We start from the raw sequence: 16,259 nt of genomic DNA, 5'->3' as shown, positions 1-16,259 counted from the left end.
TACCATGAAATTCAAGGGAAAAACCTTTCTTCTTCTTGGAGTGAGCAAGGGATTAGGGTATGCCCTGGCCTACTTTCTAGCTAGGGAAGGGGCGACCGTGATTGTGTCATCTAGGAGTTCAGACAAGTTAAAGGAGATTGAGGGAACTCTCAGGAAGTACGGTAACGTGATCGCAATACCCGGTGAGGTCAAGTCCAGGGAATCTGTAGAGGAACTTAAATCCAAGGTGAAGAAGGTCACTGGGGCTCTGGACGGGCTAGCAGTAATGATTGGAGGTTATGAAGAGGACACAGTTGAAGACCTGAAGGGATTGGACACTATGATAAACAATCACCTCAGGTATCCCCTACTCGCGGTCTCCGTGCTACTGGATATGATGAGGAAGGGGAGTACTATCCTCCTGGTTTCAGCCCTGAGGGGCATTGACAGGCCGGCCTCGACTCAACTCTCCTACGCTTCAGCTAAGGCTGGACTTGCCAAGGCGGTCGAGGTCCTGGCACTGGAACTCCTGGATAGGGGTATAAGGGTAGTGGGGATAGCCCCTAGCTGGATCGATGGTGATTTTGTGCCCGAAAGGGATTGGAAAAAGCTAAGGAAATTGGGGGATGAGAAGGCACCACCAGAGGATTTTGCCCTAGTCGCTTCCTGGCTCATGAGCGATGACGCGGAGTGGGTTAACGGCGTTGTCATCCCCGTGGATGGGGGGACTAGGCTGAAGTGGGGATAGGATATGGGGGAGTGGATCAAGGAGACAAGCTTCAAGCTAGTCGCTTCTCAAGGTAACCTAGTACTCCAGTGTAACTGTCGTGGAAAGATCCTCGAGGTCCAGAAGGTCTCGACTAGGTTCAACATAAAGTACTTCACCAATGAGAGGAGAGTCAGCTATGAGAACGGGAAACTGTTCGACTTTCACGGTCTCACCGTGTTAAAGGGGGAACAGGCCTCCTCACAGATTACGGAGATGTTAAGCTCCATGATCTCTGAAGTTGGGGAAGACTTATCCTCTGTTTCCAGGGAGGCCGGAATACCGATGATCGTGGCCATTACCTCCATTGAGGATTTGGGTAAACTCTACCTAGATGAGAGGCGATATCTAGATTTCTCCACCACATACCTCGAGTATGACCTGGGCCGTGAATACCTTAAGGATAGACCTGGCTTTGCCAGCGAGAGAAGGTTTAAGCTTACCATTCACGTCCAGGGTAGGGGTTTGAAAACCGTGCACTGGCTAGAAAGCGGTAGAGGGGAGGTATACGCTAGCCCTGACAGCGTGAACTGGGGGCAGGACATTGGGGAGTTCCGCAGGATCTTGGGGGAATTCAGGCCAACTTCTCAGGCTTTCCAGGAAATCAGGGAGTATATGAACGCGTTTGTCTCTCCCTGACCATAGGTGAATTTTTACACCTCCCGGGAGTCTACAACAAGTGTTACTCCAGTTCCTCCTGGTGTTGCCTGCACTGGCAGATCTAGTCCTCCTTTTACAGATCTGGAGGGAAAATTCAATCTTCAAATTTGACGGTAAGTTCTGCGCTCCTGCATCCATCATTGTTCCCGTAAGGGGTCTCGATCCCGAACTAGAGAGGAACGTGGAATCCCTAAAGGATCAAGACTTTCCCTGTCCCTTCGAGATAATATACGTGGTGGATCCTGATCAACCGTGGTTGGCCGATCGTCTGAGACAGCTTGGGGTAAAGGTCGTGATCACCAGTACTACCTGTTCATGTAGCGGTAAAATAAGGGCACAACTATCAGGGCTAAAGGAGTCCGTGAATGAAGTAGTAGTCTTCGCTGACTCCGACACGCTCTATCCTAGGAACTGGTTGAGGGAGATGGTGGGGAACCTTGATAAGCACATGGCTGTAACCACGTTTTCATGGCCCGCCCCCCTCAAAATAACGTGGAGAAACCTGATCAGGGCTGGCTTCTGGACATTGGGATTCGAGTCTCAGGCCTCTGGTGGGACCTTCCTCTGGGGAGGCTCCATGGCCTTCAGAAGAGATTTCTTTGATAGTGAGGTCCTGGAAGAGCTTTCGCGTGAATGGTGTGACGACTGCACCCTCACTAGGATAGTGAAAAAGCGAGGAGGAAGTATCGCCTTCGACGGTAAAGCCATCCCACTCAACATTTATGACGAGAGAGACCTATGGAAATGGTCCACAAGGCAGGTCGTCACGATCATCAAGTACTCTAGCAGAGGAGCTAAGGCCTTCCTGGTGATAGGTGCTCTCATGCTTGCCTTTCCAATCCTTTTCCTTGTCTTCTTGAACCCATTCTACCTGTCTCCTCTGCTTCTATGGATTCTGAAAAATTTCTCCAGAAGTAGAAATCTGGGGAAATATTCATATACCCCATCTGTCATGTCAATTTTAGGTGTATATTACGGGTGGATCAAGCTAATCCTTGACTACAGGAAAAGGACAGTCGTTTGGAGAGACAGGGTCTATAATCTTTAACAGGGTTTTACAATAGTTAGTATAATCTAAGACCGAGAGTTTTTTATACTTTCTTAGATTTAGAAGGCAAGTTATGAAACTAGCATGTGAGCTAGGATCTCAGGTAGTGGTTCCAGCGATAAGGACTGTAGTTGCACAGGAGATGTTATCTATGGGGGTGCCTTACTCTAAAATTGCTGAGATTTTAGGCATCTCCACCACAACGATTTCAAAGTATAGGGCAAGAAACAACGACAGATTAGTGGAGATGATAAGGAAAGATCCAGATTTGATGGAAGACATGAGAACGTTGTCCAGGATGGCTAGGGACGGAAGTGCATCATATCATCACGTTTGCGAGATGTGTCACCTTATTAGGAAGAGGTTTTTTATGTCCTCAGGGAAATGTCCCATGGATGATGAAGTTCTACCCCGTGATGGATAAGGTGACATGAGGACTAAACTGATAAAATCCACGTTTACATCATCTAGTTTGAATGATGAGGTCGAGCACTGCATGAATCGTGATGAACGGACCACCTCTGAGGTAAGACTCGAGCTTCACCTTAACCCCTTCTCGTTTCACGAGACCACATCTAGGTACAGGGTTGAGGAGGAGGACAACTGGTTGAGGCTAACAGGAAAAGAGGGTGAGTATCTAGCTCGAGAATTTGAGACCTACGCTGTTCTTCTTTACCCTATCTCTTGGATTCCCAGAGAGCTCATTCTATCCCTAAATCATAGGTTAACCTCGGTGGATAAGTTAAGGGACGTCCTGATGAAGCCGATGGATTGGAAGGACTTTGTCACATTCAGGATCAGGGAAGGTCAGATCACCTCCTCAGATCTTAAGCTAGAGAACTTCTTGGGAAGAGACCTTGTCAACAATGTCCTTGAGTCGGAGGGTCTAGAGTTCGTGGAACTCGACGAAGGCGTTGAGTTAGCCTGTAAACTTGAGAGTTTCAGCTGGTCAAGCCTTAACTTAGCGTTCTGGAAGATTTCAATGGGGCTCAGCCTCTACTTTGAGCTTAAACGTTACCACGAAGATGTCTCCCTCAGGCTAGCTCAGGAATATCTAAGCAGGTTTAATCCTCCTTCCTAGTTAGTATGCACGTTAATAGTAGTGTTCTTAACCGAAATAGCGAAATAATGAAGTAATCTTTTTTAACTCGTTTTTACCTTAAGTAATTTTAGAGTGTATTAAAATGGTCGCAATAAACCCCTCGGATATCGCCATTATAATTATAGTGGCGCTGGTACTGTTTGTGGGGAGCAGTAAGATTCCAGAGCTATTCAGATCCATGGGTAGAGCTCTCGGGGAGTTCAAAAAGGGGAGAATGGAGGCGGAAATGGAAATAAACCAGATGCAGACTCAGCAGAGCCAGCCTAATGTACAGCAGTCTCAAAAAACTACTTCTGCAGAGGATTTGGAAAAGCAGATTAGGGATCTTCAGAATCAGTTGGATCAACTAAAGAAACAGCAAGGTACAAAATAAATCTTTTTCTTGAATGAAAGTCAAACAGAGGGCCCAGGTATGATAGGTAGTATTAGTGATCTTTTGATAATGGTTGTTGTGGCAATCCTTCTTCTGGGAGGGGAGAAGGACTTATCCGGTACCGTAAAAAACCTGGGCCGAACTCTTTCTGAACTCAGGAAAAGACAGAACGATTTCAAGAATGAACTCATGAGGGAGCTTTCCGAGTCTGGGGACATTACACAGGAGGCAAAGCGGAGCCTATCTTTTAACAGCGATGTGACCCCTGCAGTGAGACCGTTGCCCAGAGCTACTCAATCGACGGTTCCAGACGACCCTAGGATAAGACAATTGGAGGAGCAGATCAAAAGATTGCAGGCGGAGCTAGAGAGGTTGAAGAAGGGTGACGGAAAGAACTAATGAACTTCCAAAGTCTCAGGAAAGACCCTTACTGGAACATCTTAATGAGCTTATTGTTAGGGCTAGAAGGGCACTAATATCCCTTGTTATAGCCTTCGTCATTTTCTTCTTTTTCGGGATAACTGAGGTATCCTTCGACGGCTTCAATTTTCCTATCCTCTATCCAAACCTGTTTAACAGCATCTCGTCACATTTTATTGAACTGTTTATCCACACGGAGCTTCCGCCTCAAATGAAGTTGTTAAACCTAAACCCCTTTGATACCCTATTCTCAGCTGCCTATGTTTCGTTCTTCCTCTCCCTCTTTATAGCCCTTCCGATCATTGTCCATGAAATATGGGGTTTCGTGTCTCCGGGACTTTATGAACATGAGAAGAGAATGGCTAAGATGATAGTACTGCCTGCATTTATCCTCTTTGCAGCCGGTTCCAGCTTCGCATACTTTGTGATTATTCCAGTTATGATGAAGTTCGTGCTTATATATACAACAACCCTCGGAGTGGAACCCACTCTAAGTTTGAGGGCTTTCATAAATACTGTTATGTCACTTATGTTAACGGTGGGGGTGGCGTTTGAATACCCCCTTGTCATGAGCATGCTTACATTGGCCGGAGTAGTGAAGGCACAGAGCTGGAGGAAGAACTGGAGATATGGTGTGCTAGGCGCATTCATAATAGCGTGGTTTATCTCGCCGGGAACAACAGGAGGCGTGATTGAAACCACAATAGGAGTTACTCTATCCACCCTTTACTTTGTGGGAGTAGCTACCTCATACTTAGCTGAGAGGAAGAGGAAATCTTGGGGTATATAACTGTATACTAAACACGTGAAATATTCTCCTAAATTTTTCTCCTGTATATTTTTGAAGTCAAATTGTTTAAATGGTTAGTTTGACGAGTATTATTCATGGAGCTTTGGCTGGAGATCGCTCTAGTAGGAGTTTTCCTCTCCATGGATCTAATCCTGTTAGGGGATGGAATAAGGGAGAACTTAATCTCCCAAGAGGAACCTAGAAAAACCTAGGGAAAAAGCTTTATCTAAACTTGAGAAAGTGTCTTAGATGTCAAAGAAGAGGAGGGACGAGGAAGCCAAGGGACGCATTCTATTGCCTGTTAGCAAACGCCATGAAACCGAACTCAGGGAATTGATGAGGGTTCTGAGTGAGAGGGGATTTTTTCCTAAGGATGGAGATTGGAAATCATTTATAGACGAAGCCCTAGAGTCACTCGTTACGCAGATAAAATCTGCCCCTGACTTTACGTTTAAGGAAAGAACAGACATGTTCAGGGACTTTTACAGCGCTAGGATCATGGGGCTAGTCCCTTTACCTCTTAGTACTCTCCAAGGGGTTGTAGAGAGAAGTCCAGAGACGGCTGACGAGCTCATATCCATCTACTTCTCCCTCTACAAACACTCATTCATGTTCAATGGTTCAGGCTCGTTGAGGGATCACCTAGACTCCTTGAGAAGATTCTTCATTATTATAACCCCCCTTTCCACTCAGAATTTGATAGTTAAGGAAGATGGTACCTGTGGTTCCTTCACCATTTTCTCGTCCATGCTCGGTAAACAGATGGCGGAGAGAGTGTATTTACCCTTGTTAAAAAGGATACTAGACGAGATTGGAGCGCAGGTAAAGAACTTGAAAGGTGATAATATCACCATAGAGGCTCAGTTTTGTTTGCCAGGAAAGGGAGACAAAACGTGATATGTTATTCTTTCGTACGTATCGACAAATATAGGAGTTAAAGAAGGAATGATTTAAAAATTTTGGATACTATAAAATGCCTGTAGAATTCCATGGATGAAATTGATAAGAAGATCATGTACCTTCTTTTCAGGGATGGAAGGGTAAGTCAAAGAAGTCTTGCAGAGGAGCTAGACGTGACGCCACCTACCCTTAATTATAGGTTCAAAAAGCTGGAAGAGGATGGTATACTCAAGGGATTCACCCTATTTGTGAATCCCTCCTTTATGTCCAGGTATTATGGCTTCGTTGCCTTCATAAATCAAAGGGATTTCGACTCTGACTGGATTTTCCTTAAGTTCAAGTGCGTTGAGTGGCTCAACGTCTACGGGGTGATGGGAAAGAGTTTGAGAGACTTAGACGAGAAGATTGAAGTAATGAGTAAGGCATTGGGAGAGACCAGGCTCAAGTATATACCTGAACAGAGCCCCGAGGAGCTAAAGCCCTTAGATGCTTCAGTCCTCTCAGCTCTTTCCAAGAATCCTAGAGCTTCAGAGAGCGAAATAGCACAGGAACTTGGAATTCCGTCGAAGACAGTTTCCAAGAGGTTAAAAATAATGTCGAAGAAGGGCGTGTTCTCCGTTCTCCCCATCCTGGATATTCCCAAATCTGGTCTAATAATGTTTTCAATGTTCTCGAGGAATCTCAAGAAAATTACAGGAGTTCTAGAATCATGCACGATCTACAGGATCACTGATGGAAAGGCAGGGATAAACGTGTGTCTAGTGGAGAATATGCTACAGACTAGAAACTACGTAAATGCGGCAAGGTTGCAGGATCCAGACAGCGATGTGATGATAATTTACGAATATCATGTCAATTCAACGCCATTACGAGTTTTAGATCAGTAATTATTTTTTAACTAATATAAAGTAAACTATACTAACCTAAGGTACAAATGTTTAGGCTATATTTACAAAAGATATTTAGTGTTCCAAGTCCATTGTTTTATTATGAACTGGACAGAAACAAGTGAACTAAAGGATTTCGCCGAGAAGGTTCAGAAGGCTATATACATGACTAGCATCGTGGCCCTGAAACTTCAAGGTGAGGATAGGGATGACATGCTTGCCATAAGGAAAATGATGAGAGAGTTGAGAAGTAAACTAGGTAAAATCCAGAACTTTAGGGATGAAATGGAGGTGACTGAGATATTTGGAGCTATACTTCTGGGACTAGGAATAATGTACTCGCAGATACCTGATGAAAGTGTAAGGAATGACATCCTCAAAATCCAAGAATTTCTAGGTGAATGAATGAAGTGGACAAGGATTTTCTTGCGTTACTTGGTGAAGCTGGAGCTACAGGTCTTGCTAAGGGCATTTTTCTTGTGAGAAAGGAGGAAAGATTTAGGCACACGTATAAGGATGAACTATCCCACTGGAGATACTTCGCTTCTAGGAAAAGATCTTGGCTGGAGTTGCCAGTCTACTACCTTCTTCTCGTGGTAGGAATACTCACCGGAATGCTTGGCCTAGGAGTAACTAAACGTGTGGTGAACTACCTAGAAAGGGGAGCAATCAACTTTTACGTTAAAAATTATCCGAACGAGGATATTATTAAGGAAATAGTAGAACAGGAGAAGAGGCACTTTCTCTGAGGTCCTTGAAATGATAGTAAAACAGCTAGATGAGGATAAAGTCGAGGTCGTAGGAACGGTACCAGCAAGATGCTCCATTCGAGGGTTTAAGGCCAAGATCATCATCTCAGGTAATCATGTTGTCTCGGGGGAGTGTGAGTGTGGATCCTTTCCATGCTCCCACACTGCTAAACTCTATCTCATGTTTATGGCCAGAAAGAGGTCTAGATAGCGGTTGATCGGCATAAAGCATGTTGGATTGTTGCGAGTCGTTTAGGCTTATGTAGCTTGGAAAAGTCGATTTTAATTCATTTTCGTAGTGAACTATCGCAGGTTGTTCGCATACATGAGATGGCTGATTTCCGTCTGATAGGCAGATTTCGGCAGTAAGTAGATTTGCAGATGAGAAAATTTGGTATGAGATTAAGTTCTCTGCATGAAGTTGGTCAAGAACGTAAGTCCAATTCTTCATTTGAAGAAGTGCAGGATTATTTGTCGTTCCAACTTGGTAATATATACCAGCTACATCTATAAATGGTATACTTCCATTACCTAGTTGTTGCCATAATTGGTAAATGTTAGAGGGAACACCTTGAAGGGGTTGATGATTCCTATCTTGGAATTCATAAGCAAGAACGGAGATGTATTGGCTCTTGTAACTCAAGTTTTCAAGAGTGAAAGTGAGAACATTGGGATAAATGTCTGTGGAGCTGGATTCCATATACCTCAGTCCGGAAACGTTGCCAAATCTATCCAAGGCTATGATGAAAGACCACATCTCCGCACCACAGTAAGGGCACCACTCTGCACCAACGAAAATAACAACTGGCTTACCCTGGTAAGTAAGTTCAGCATTCCCTTGCTTTACTGAATATACAAATGTACTATTGAATTGAACGAATCCGCTCTGATTCTGTGCCAGTTCGTAAAGCTCAAGGTTAACGGGAGCAGAAACATATGTACCAATACCATAGCTTGAAGATTGAACCTGCCGTAGATTGGTGATAGCCAGAACTGCAATAATGATAACAATTACAAGAATAAAAACAAGAAATTTCTTATTCACTATCTCACCCTATTAGAAAGGTAAAAAAGATTTATGATGGATACGGATAGACGTTCGGATCGCTGAAGTACAGTATCATGTTGCTTGGAACAGATATGACGTCGACTCCAGGCTTCCCCAGAGCTTCCCATATGGGGTTCCCTTGATTTGCTGTCATTACGGCGCTATCATAGGTGCCCATTGCCTTCTGAATGTTCTGATATGAGTTAAGGCATAGCCCTGTCGGATCGCTCTGATTTGACGGTACGATTGCCTGGCATTGCCCAGTTAGTGGGTTGGGAAATATGTTGGGATTGAAGTCTAGTACCACTACAATGTACCACGGTATGGAAGAGTTAGTGGAGAACGTTACAACATGCTCGTGGGCAGGTGTTGGTAAAACTCCCTCAGGAAGTCCAAATACACCATTATTTATCCCTAGGTATTTCTCAACTACTGTGAATGCTGGTGAATATATGTAGGTCATGTGGTCAGCACATGCAGATTCGGTATCCGCAGCTCCGCATTGGGTTAAGATCGTGTAGCTTTGGTTATTGTACGTGAAGACTGGGAATCCTTGCGGATTAGCTCCTAGCTTCTGAACTCCGAAAATGGATAGTCCGGCAAAAGCCGGAACTACCACGTAGACTGGAGCTGCTCCTGGCGGTAATTGTGAGGAGTTAGGTGCTGCACCTACCTCACAACCCATGGCAACTTGATTAGCCTGCGTCTCATTGGGGAAGAACTGGGTCAGTGCAGGACTGCATGAGAACTGCGCAGTATAGTGGAACGATATTACCTGTCCATTCAAAAATGCTCCTGAAGAAGGTAATGGAGTAGGTACTTGAACCGTCCTGTTTACGTAGACCGTTTTATTTACGTAGACCGGTACAGTCTTATTTACATATACTGGTTGGGTCACATTGACGTATTTCGTTACTGGTGGCTTTGTAGCATAGAGTCCGAACCCTATAGCGGCCACTATAACCAAGATAATGGTTACGGCCGCGAATATCACATTTGAGACTGCTTTTTTGGAACTCATTAAACCACGTGAAAGATTTAGCCTATTAAGGATGGAGAAGAATTTTTTGAATACAACTGGATTGCCAGATCCATTAAAATGTTAGAAGTTTTCTAACAAATCTATTATATCATTTTTAATCGGTTCTTTAACTTTGAAGTATTATGTTCTCTTCATTTATTTTCAGTTTTTATAACGTGACAGATTTTTATTATATTGATCTAGCCGTTTCCATTGTTCTGGCTGTACTTTATACTACTAGATTTAGAGAAGCATGGATTCGCGGTGTATTCCCCCTAGTCTTTACCCTGGTTCCTTTTCTTGAAGATTTTCAAATCGAGTTTTGGATCGCGATCTCCCTATGTTTAGGTTATTACTTTCTGAGGTTATACATCAACGTCAATAAGACAACAGGAATTGATTTGGGAATAACAGGAGGGTTTTTGTTAACTGCCATATCTTGGACTCTGTACTCCTTTCTACCATATTGGCAATTGATGCTACCCCTCCTCTACGCGGTTTATTTTGTTACTGGAAGAAGAGTCATGATAAGGCTCAATTCCTCAGCTAAAGTTTCCTTGATCCTACTTTTGGAGAGCTTTGTATCCATTTTCCTTGCTTCATTGGTGTTAGTGGGGCCAAGCTCTCTATCTAGCGTAGTCATAGGTCCCTGGCTAGGAATTAATATCCTGTCGAACTTCCTTCTTTCATTCGAGGCAATAGCCTCCTCGCCATTCTTCATGGTTCTGATTGGGTTATGGCTTGGCGTTCCTCTAACCTGGAGAATAATTAAGACAAAAAGGACAGGGAATAAGGTGAGGCTTTTGCTCATGTTCGCCTCGTACTGGATATACAGCATCTATTTGCCCTCCTTCTCACCCTTTCAGTCAATCTTTCCAAAGATACCCTACTCATGGTTCAATGGTTTTGGGACCTTTGGACCTGTAACACCATCTCTCTTCACCGGGATACTCGGCACCTATGCCGTAACTGCATTGCTCTCTTACCTCTTTGGCGGAAGACAGATCTGCTCCGTAACATGCACTGCACCTTACATGTTACAGGGTTTTCACGACGGTCTCAAAACCTTCAATAGGACCTCCAGTCTAGGGAGGAAAACCCTCACGTCAAGGCTTTCTCCAGTGTTTAAGATTACCTCCATCCTAGTCTGGGCGGATTTAATAATATTTGCCGTACTCTCCTATCTAAACCAAGTTCACATTACAAACTTTTACATTCTAGGTAACGACCCTACAGTCTTTGTCACATCCTTGTACTTCAACTTTGTATGGTATATTCAGTTCATGTTGGTCCCGCTCTTAGGAGACTATTCCTGTGTAACCCATGGTCTGTGCGCTTGGGGAACATTTAATCTGTTTTTTGGATATCTGGGCCCCTTCAAGCTCAAGGTAAGGGATCCGATAACTTGCCTGCAATGTAGAACTGTAGACTGCGCTAAGGCCTGCCCTGTAGGACTCACAGATATGAGAGCCTCGTTTTTAAAGAAGAAAGAGTTCAAGGCCTTTAAATGCATTGGAGCAGGGGAGTGTATTGAAGCATGCCCTCATGACAATATTTTCATCGAGGATGGAAGGGTATATCTTAAGAAAATAGTGCAATGGTGGAATAAATGAGAAGGATAGGTTTAGGACTTTCAGTAGTCGGTTTAATCGACTCCTCCTATCTCCTTTATCTTACAGAGACCGAAAGACCCCCTCCCTTCTGTAACGTATCTGCCTACATTGATTGTGGTAGAGTTGAGTTCAGTCCATTTTCTCACTTCCTGGGAATTCCAGACTCATTACTAGGAGTTCTCTTCTTCACGTTGGGTATTACGCTTTGGCTAAAGTTTGGGTCCGTGTTGAAATATTGGTGGGCACTCGGGGTCATCTTCTCTGGTTACCTAATCTTTACTGAAGTGATTCTGAATTCGATTTGTCTATATTGCACGCTAGCTCAGGTTTGCTGTATAGTTCAAGGGATATTTCTCTTAAGGGTGAAGGAGTGAAAGTTTTCTTGTGTTAAATTAACGAGTTGAGTTATCACCTGTGAACGAGCCTAGAACTAATGGATGAACAGGACGATGATCCTTTAAATACTCTGGTATTAATTTCCTTCAATTCAATGAAAACTAAATTCTCCTCTTTTAAATAGATAATGAATAAAAAGAGGAAAATTCATTCAGGCTTAATGAATAGAATACTCGTAGCTATAGCGTTAGTTTCCGTGTTTTTAGTTGGTTCCTTCCTAGGAGCTCCCATGATACAGTTCTTTTCCTCGGTGATAACTCCAATACCTCAGCCCATTGTGAGGACTTACGACATGTATAACACCACCTATTTCCCATATGAGGTGAAAGTCGTGTATTATCCAGCTAATGCAACGAGTCAGAATCTGGATCTACCAAGTTATTGGGGAGTTACGAACGGCGGTCAGTCCCATAATGCGGCCCTTACGACCACATGCACCGAGTTAATTCAGGGTGTTGTCTGGCAACAGGATTTTGCCCATATGGCTGGCGCAGCCCTCATTCCCATGACTGCTCCACAGAGTATGTTACCCGGTGCTAGCGTCATGGGAACAAGGTCCGCACTGGTAATGTTAACTCAGATGGTGGGAGAACCGTTGGGCGTTACATTGGCCGATAATTTACTATTTGTGGAAGAGGATAGCGGACCAGGAAGCATCTTCGCAGTAAATCCCCTGAACGGTCAGGTAGTGTGGTATGCCACAGGACTAGCCAGTTACGCGATGAATAACCCCATCGTTTACAACGGGATAGTGTACGTGACTGTGGGAGATGTTGGTTTCAATTTCGCGAATTTCGTTCACTACGAGAAGGGGCAATTCTCCTCGATTCACAGGGGGATGGCATATGGAGCCATCTACGCGTTTAATGCCACTGACGGTGAGCTATTATGGATGAGGTTCACGATGGGAGAGGCTATGCCAGCACCCGCGGTTTATAACGGAATCCTTGCCTATTCAGACGGTGGTGGGGAGTTCATAGGAGTTAATGCGACCACAGGACAGGTCCTATGGCAGGATATGATGCCAGGCCTGTTTGATAGCATGAGTAGTGTAAACTACTACGTTCTGCCTAACGGCACTCCCTTATTCATTGCTGGATTCACAAGTCTGACTGAGCCATATGGACTTCTGGTTGCTGTTAACGGAATGACAGGGAAAGAGGTATGGAATGCATCTCTTCCTGCCCCCAATAAGCCATTCAACACAGGGATGGGAGATGTACCCCCAGCTGTGGATCAGCAGGCAGGTATAGTTGTCCAATCCACTGTAGCAAACGCTGAGCCCAATGGAACAGTTGACACCATGGTTCTTGCGGTGAATGCAACTAACGGCCACGTTCTGTGGGTGACAAATCTGGGCAGAGGTTATACTCCACCAGCATTCAAAGGGGCAATCCCAATGATTTACAATAACACTGTTTACGTAGGTGCTCCTTCACTGGGTAAGGAGTTTGCCCTAAATCTCACTAATGGCCAAATACTGTGGCAGACCAGGCTTAACGGGATAGGATTACCACCAAAGGCTCCTGGTGGACCCAGGGGTGGAGCAACCTATTACGACAACTTGCTGTGGGTAGCTGGAGGTCCTTACGTTTACGTGTTGAACCCCCACAACGGTGAACTATTGCAACAGTACTATGTTGGCGGAAGGTTCGGCATAGTTAACCCCGTGATAGTCGGAAGCACAATGTATCTAACTAACAGTTACGGCTGGGTGGTGGCGATCCCACTCTATCAGATCTACCCCGACTACGTACTTTACGCTAGCTAAAAATCTAAGATAAACATCTTTTTATTGTCTATATTTACTTTTTTCACCCTGCACTCATACGCTGTTTCCAACACCTGTTCGTTCAGCAAATCCGGAGATGATTGCCATATTATCTTCCCTTTCTTCATGACAATGACTTGATCAGCCCTTTCAATCCAGTTCAGGTCATGTGTAGCAATTAGAAAGTCCTTCTCGCTCCTCAATCTAGACACTAAGGAAATTACCTTGGCCTGGTTCCTCACATCGAGACCTGAGGTTGGCTCATCCATTAGGACGAGTTGACCCTCACTTAGGGCCTTAACAACGAGAACTAGTTTCTTCTCACCTGTGCTCAGGGTCGAGAATGTCCTATCCAGAAGGTGGGTGATCTCCAGTTCCTTTGAGAATTCGAGATAATTCTCCAGGGGGTTTCTAGTACCTGCCAGCAATACATCCTTAACTGGTATTTCGGGAGACGAGAACTCCGCGGGCACATAACCCTTATGTACGCTACTCCCGCGCAGACTTTCAATGATCGATCTAAGTAGAGTTGTCTTACCAGCCCCATTCTGACCCAGGACTAGATTTACACCCTTAGATAGCTCTATGTCCATGCTGGACAGTTGACTTCTGCCTACTCTCACTCTAACTTCCCGTATTAGCAATGCCCTTCACCAGCACATAGATCATTATGGGCGAAGCCAAGATAGAGGTGATAGCAGTGAGAGGAATCTTGAAACCTAAGGCCCCATTGGAGATTATCTCACTTGACATCATGATCACACTTCCTAATACCAGGGAGTAGGGAACTAGCTGGGACGCGCTTCCAGAGACGATCCTTCTGACCAAGTGTGGAACTATTATTCCCACAAAGCCAATTATTCCTGCAAAGGATACGATAAACCCTGTAGTTAGGCTAATTAACAATATCCATGCTGTCCTAAATCTATGGGGATCAACGTCCTTCGAGAAGGTTAGCTCATCGCTTATTGATGCTAGATCAATCATCCTGGAAGTGTAAGTTCCTAAAACTCCTAGGATTAGAACCAGGACTAAGAGAATTATTACATAGGTCCATCCGACGACCTCTATCTCCCCTAGTAACCAGAAGTTTAGTGGAGGAACTTGAGGGAACTTCTCCTGTAGGTACGTCAAAAGTATGGAGATCAATGACGAGAACACATATGATACTATTACCCCTCCAATCACTATCCCATACACTCCGGTTTTCCTTCCAATCATCAGGGTGATCGTCGTGGAGACCATGGAGAAGAGGAAGGCTACTACAGGGGAAATGTATGCAATCCAGGAGAAAGGCAGGTTAAACGCCAGGAGATAATACGCAAGAACTGCCCCAAAGGCACCACCTGAAGCTGTACCACTAATGTAGGGATCCATGAGAGGGTTTCTCAGAAGTAACTGCATGATTGCCCCGGAAACAGCCAAGGCTGATCCCACGAGTGCAGACGCAAGAACAGTAGGTATGCGTATCTGAACCAGGATGTAACCGTAAGCTCCAGATGGATGAAAGACGTAGGAAAGGGGTATGTATACCTCACCAAGAACTAAGGCGAGAAAGAAGATCCCCACGTTCAACGCAAGGAGAGTTATCCCTTTCCACACCCTAGAACACCGGCAGGGTCACGTTAAACTCCCTCATGACATAGGACGAGTTAACGTAAGTGGGCGAGTTTCCCTGAATGATCTCCCTCATCATTCCAACTCCATATACCGCGAGGGGACCTGGCTCGTTTAGCAGGTCTGTGGGTAAATTCTCGGACAGGATGTATATCCTATGATCTTGATAGGCCCTAGTCGAGGTAATTCCAGGTATGTGGTTTATCAAGTAGGTTGTATAGCTCACGTTGTAAATCTCTTGGACCACAATGACCTGTGGATCGGCCAAGGTTAAGGATGAGGGGCCCAGTAGGGGATATCCGCTCTGGTTAGCGAACACGTTTACGCCTCCAGCTTCGTCTATTACGCTGTTTATGAAAACGTTCCCACCAGCGGTGTAGAACTCGTAGTTGGGACATATCCATATCAGGTAGGCCACACTGGTATTTCCGTGGGAGACGTATTTCTCCAGGGTTGAGTTCATCCAGGAAACTAACTTTTCACCCTGGCTTCTAGCCCCTAACGAACTCGACAAGTTGAGGATGGAGCTCTCTATCTGAGTAAAGTTCTGGGCATAATCGTTATTGGTTAGAGTTACGTTCAAACCAGCTTCCCTCAACTGGTTTAAGTTACTTCCTAGGAGGCCTTCCTCATCCACCACAAGGGACGGATGCAACAAAATTAAACCGCTCACATTAATGGACTCCCCCTCATTCAACACGGTAACATTACTTGGTAAGTACCTCGTTGCGTTCACAAGTTCTAGGAGGGAATAGGAGTAGGAGTCAACTCCCACAATCTGTTTCCCAAGCCCCAATGAGATTAAGATCTGCGTATCGCTTGGAGCTAGTGACACAATTCTTTGTACATGATAGCTAGGTAGGTAAGTAGGTCCTCGGTTCAAGAGATATGCTGTAGAGAAGGCAACTAGAACAACCACAGCAACAGCTATTCCAACAATTAGCCTCGAGTTCATGGAGATGGATAGGCTATCCATATATATAAACTTGACTTGAACCTCGATTTGGAGGATTTTGGATAAGGAACCTAAGAGCGTGGAGTTCGTAAATGTTTAAAATCCTCTAAACTTTGTCATAGTTTATGGCTCTTGAAAGCTCAAGCGACTTCGCCTTGAGAACC

The 16,259-nt window shown here is 44.7% G+C and carries 20 protein-coding genes; 15 read left to right on the top strand and 5 right to left on the bottom strand.

Annotated elements, in window-relative coordinates; all coding sequences use genetic code 11:
* Positions 1–4: 4 nt before the first annotated feature.
* The 12 genes from ACI49J_RS07670 to ACI49J_RS07615 all read left to right on the top strand — a co-directional run bounded on the left by ACI49J_RS07670 (position 5) and on the right by ACI49J_RS07615 (position 7,674).
* On the top strand, positions 5–727 hold the full coding sequence (locus tag ACI49J_RS07670) for an SDR family NAD(P)-dependent oxidoreductase (RefSeq protein ID WP_012020750.1): 723 nt from the start codon (positions 5–7) through the stop codon (positions 725–727).
* 3 nt (positions 728–730) lie between these two features.
* Positions 731–1,384 carry a hypothetical protein gene (locus ACI49J_RS07665; RefSeq protein WP_240255760.1) on the top strand — a complete coding sequence of 218 codons (654 nt, stop codon included), beginning with the start codon at positions 731–733 and terminating at the stop codon, positions 1,382–1,384.
* Between the two features lie 40 nt (positions 1,385–1,424).
* Complete coding sequence (locus ACI49J_RS07660; RefSeq protein ID WP_240255757.1) at positions 1,425–2,453, top strand: glycosyltransferase family 2 protein; 1,029 nt, start codon at positions 1,425–1,427, stop codon at positions 2,451–2,453.
* Positions 2,454–2,526: 73 nt separating this feature from the next.
* Entirely contained in the window at positions 2,527–2,877 is a 351-nt protein-coding gene (locus ACI49J_RS07655; RefSeq protein ID WP_240255755.1) for a transcriptional regulator, read from the top strand.
* 48 nt (positions 2,878–2,925) lie between these two features.
* Complete coding sequence (locus ACI49J_RS07650; protein WP_240255753.1) at positions 2,926–3,534, top strand: hypothetical protein; 609 nt, start codon at positions 2,926–2,928, stop codon at positions 3,532–3,534.
* Positions 3,535–3,637: 103 nt separating this feature from the next.
* A complete protein-coding gene (locus tag ACI49J_RS07645; protein ID WP_012020755.1) occupies positions 3,638–3,928 on the top strand; it encodes a twin-arginine translocase TatA/TatE family subunit in 291 nt (96 codons plus the stop codon).
* A gap of 39 nt (positions 3,929–3,967) precedes the next feature.
* Positions 3,968–4,327 (top strand): twin-arginine translocase TatA/TatE family subunit, encoded by a 360-nt coding sequence (locus ACI49J_RS07640; RefSeq protein ID WP_012020756.1) that lies wholly within the window; start codon positions 3,968–3,970, stop codon positions 4,325–4,327.
* On the top strand, positions 4,311–5,138 hold the full coding sequence (gene tatC, locus ACI49J_RS07635; protein WP_012020757.1) for a twin-arginine translocase subunit TatC: 828 nt from the start codon (positions 4,311–4,313) through the stop codon (positions 5,136–5,138). The genes ACI49J_RS07640 and tatC overlap by 17 nt, the downstream gene beginning before the upstream one ends.
* Positions 5,139–5,387: 249 nt before the next feature.
* Positions 5,388–6,035: a hypothetical protein gene (locus tag ACI49J_RS07630; RefSeq protein ID WP_240255751.1), complete on the top strand. Its 648-nt coding sequence runs from the start codon at positions 5,388–5,390 to the stop codon at positions 6,033–6,035.
* A 92-nt stretch (positions 6,036–6,127) separates the two neighbouring features.
* The gene (locus ACI49J_RS07625) at positions 6,128–6,925 is read left to right on the top strand and encodes a winged helix-turn-helix transcriptional regulator (RefSeq protein WP_240255749.1); all 798 of its coding nucleotides are present in this window, start codon (positions 6,128–6,130) and stop codon (positions 6,923–6,925) included.
* A gap of 102 nt (positions 6,926–7,027) precedes the next feature.
* A complete protein-coding gene (locus ACI49J_RS07620; protein ID WP_012020760.1) occupies positions 7,028–7,330 on the top strand; it encodes a hypothetical protein in 303 nt (100 codons plus the stop codon).
* Positions 7,327–7,674 carry a hypothetical protein gene (locus ACI49J_RS07615; RefSeq protein ID WP_012020761.1) on the top strand — a complete coding sequence of 116 codons (348 nt, stop codon included), beginning with the start codon at positions 7,327–7,329 and terminating at the stop codon, positions 7,672–7,674. Before ACI49J_RS07620 ends, ACI49J_RS07615 begins: the two co-directional genes overlap by 4 nt.
* Before the next feature lie 106 nt (positions 7,675–7,780).
* Here ACI49J_RS07615 and ACI49J_RS07610 read toward each other — a convergent pair whose 3' ends face one another.
* Together ACI49J_RS07610 and ACI49J_RS07605 are read right to left on the bottom strand one after the other, a co-directional pair.
* Entirely contained in the window at positions 7,781–8,719 is a 939-nt protein-coding gene (locus tag ACI49J_RS07610) for a DUF929 family protein (RefSeq protein WP_240255747.1), read from the bottom strand.
* A 31-nt stretch (positions 8,720–8,750) separates the two neighbouring features.
* Positions 8,751–9,743, bottom strand: a complete 993-nt coding sequence (locus ACI49J_RS07605) for a hypothetical protein (RefSeq protein ID WP_240255745.1) — start codon at positions 9,741–9,743, stop codon at positions 8,751–8,753.
* Between the two features lie 422 nt (positions 9,744–10,165).
* Between ACI49J_RS07605 and ACI49J_RS07600 the strand changes: the two genes are divergently transcribed.
* The 3 genes from ACI49J_RS07600 (at position 10,166) to ACI49J_RS07590 (ending at position 13,523) form a co-directional block, all read left to right on the top strand.
* A complete protein-coding gene (locus tag ACI49J_RS07600; protein ID WP_240255743.1) occupies positions 10,166–11,356 on the top strand; it encodes a 4Fe-4S binding protein in 1,191 nt (396 codons plus the stop codon).
* Positions 11,353–11,730 (top strand): vitamin K epoxide reductase family protein, encoded by a 378-nt coding sequence (locus tag ACI49J_RS07595; RefSeq protein ID WP_240255741.1) that lies wholly within the window; start codon positions 11,353–11,355, stop codon positions 11,728–11,730. The genes ACI49J_RS07600 and ACI49J_RS07595 overlap by 4 nt, the downstream gene beginning before the upstream one ends.
* Positions 11,731–11,912: 182 nt before the next feature.
* The gene (locus tag ACI49J_RS07590) at positions 11,913–13,523 is read left to right on the top strand and encodes a PQQ-binding-like beta-propeller repeat protein (protein ID WP_240255739.1); all 1,611 of its coding nucleotides are present in this window, start codon (positions 11,913–11,915) and stop codon (positions 13,521–13,523) included.
* Here the strand turns inward: ACI49J_RS07590 and ACI49J_RS07585 are convergent.
* The 3 genes from ACI49J_RS07585 to ACI49J_RS07575 are packed head-to-tail and all read right to left on the bottom strand — an operon-like array spanning position 13,520 to position 16,095.
* Positions 13,520–14,167 (bottom strand): ABC transporter ATP-binding protein, encoded by a 648-nt coding sequence (locus ACI49J_RS07585; protein WP_240255737.1) that lies wholly within the window; start codon positions 14,165–14,167, stop codon positions 13,520–13,522. The two genes, ACI49J_RS07590 and ACI49J_RS07585, sit on opposite strands and share 4 nt — an antisense overlap.
* Positions 14,148–15,125, bottom strand: coding sequence for an iron ABC transporter permease (locus ACI49J_RS07580; protein WP_240255735.1), 978 nt, complete (start codon positions 15,123–15,125; stop codon positions 14,148–14,150). The genes ACI49J_RS07585 and ACI49J_RS07580 overlap by 20 nt, the downstream gene beginning before the upstream one ends.
* 1 nt (position 15,126) lies before the next feature.
* Positions 15,127–16,095, bottom strand: coding sequence for an ABC transporter substrate-binding protein (locus ACI49J_RS07575; RefSeq protein ID WP_240255733.1), 969 nt, complete (start codon positions 16,093–16,095; stop codon positions 15,127–15,129).
* Between the last annotated feature and the right edge of the window lie 164 nt (positions 16,096–16,259).

The organism is Metallosphaera sp. D4-4 (assembly GCF_046245145.1).
Classification (GTDB): Archaea; Thermoproteota; Thermoprotei_A; order Sulfolobales; family Sulfolobaceae; genus Metallosphaera; species Metallosphaera sedula.
Note: the sequence above shows the minus strand (reverse complement) of the source record. Positions and strands in the feature narration are given on the sequence as shown.

Excerpts from the sequence above, each read along its gene's own strand:
- ACI49J_RS07670 (WP_012020750.1), top strand. The coding sequence starts at position 5 with ATGAAATTCAAGGGAAAAACCTTTCTTCTTCTTGGAGTGAGCAAGGGA.
- ACI49J_RS07665 (WP_240255760.1), top strand. The coding sequence starts at position 731 with ATGGGGGAGTGGATCAAGGAGACAAGCTTCAAGCTAGTCGCTTCTCAA.
- ACI49J_RS07655 (WP_240255755.1), top strand. The coding sequence starts at position 2,527 with ATGAAACTAGCATGTGAGCTAGGATCTCAGGTAGTGGTTCCAGCGATA.
- ACI49J_RS07645 (WP_012020755.1), top strand. The coding sequence starts at position 3,638 with ATGGTCGCAATAAACCCCTCGGATATCGCCATTATAATTATAGTGGCG.
- ACI49J_RS07640 (WP_012020756.1), top strand. The coding sequence starts at position 3,968 with ATGATAGGTAGTATTAGTGATCTTTTGATAATGGTTGTTGTGGCAATC.
- ACI49J_RS07630 (WP_240255751.1), top strand. The coding sequence starts at position 5,388 with ATGTCAAAGAAGAGGAGGGACGAGGAAGCCAAGGGACGCATTCTATTG.
- ACI49J_RS07625 (WP_240255749.1), top strand. The coding sequence starts at position 6,128 with ATGGATGAAATTGATAAGAAGATCATGTACCTTCTTTTCAGGGATGGA.
- ACI49J_RS07620 (WP_012020760.1), top strand. The coding sequence starts at position 7,028 with ATGAACTGGACAGAAACAAGTGAACTAAAGGATTTCGCCGAGAAGGTT.
- ACI49J_RS07615 (WP_012020761.1), top strand. The coding sequence starts at position 7,327 with ATGAATGAAGTGGACAAGGATTTTCTTGCGTTACTTGGTGAAGCTGGA.
- ACI49J_RS07605 (WP_240255745.1), bottom strand. The coding sequence starts at position 9,743 with ATGAGTTCCAAAAAAGCAGTCTCAAATGTGATATTCGCGGCCGTAACC.
- ACI49J_RS07595 (WP_240255741.1), top strand. The coding sequence starts at position 11,353 with ATGAGAAGGATAGGTTTAGGACTTTCAGTAGTCGGTTTAATCGACTCC.
- ACI49J_RS07590 (WP_240255739.1), top strand. The coding sequence starts at position 11,913 with ATGAATAGAATACTCGTAGCTATAGCGTTAGTTTCCGTGTTTTTAGTT.
- ACI49J_RS07575 (WP_240255733.1), bottom strand. The coding sequence starts at position 16,095 with ATGAACTCGAGGCTAATTGTTGGAATAGCTGTTGCTGTGGTTGTTCTA.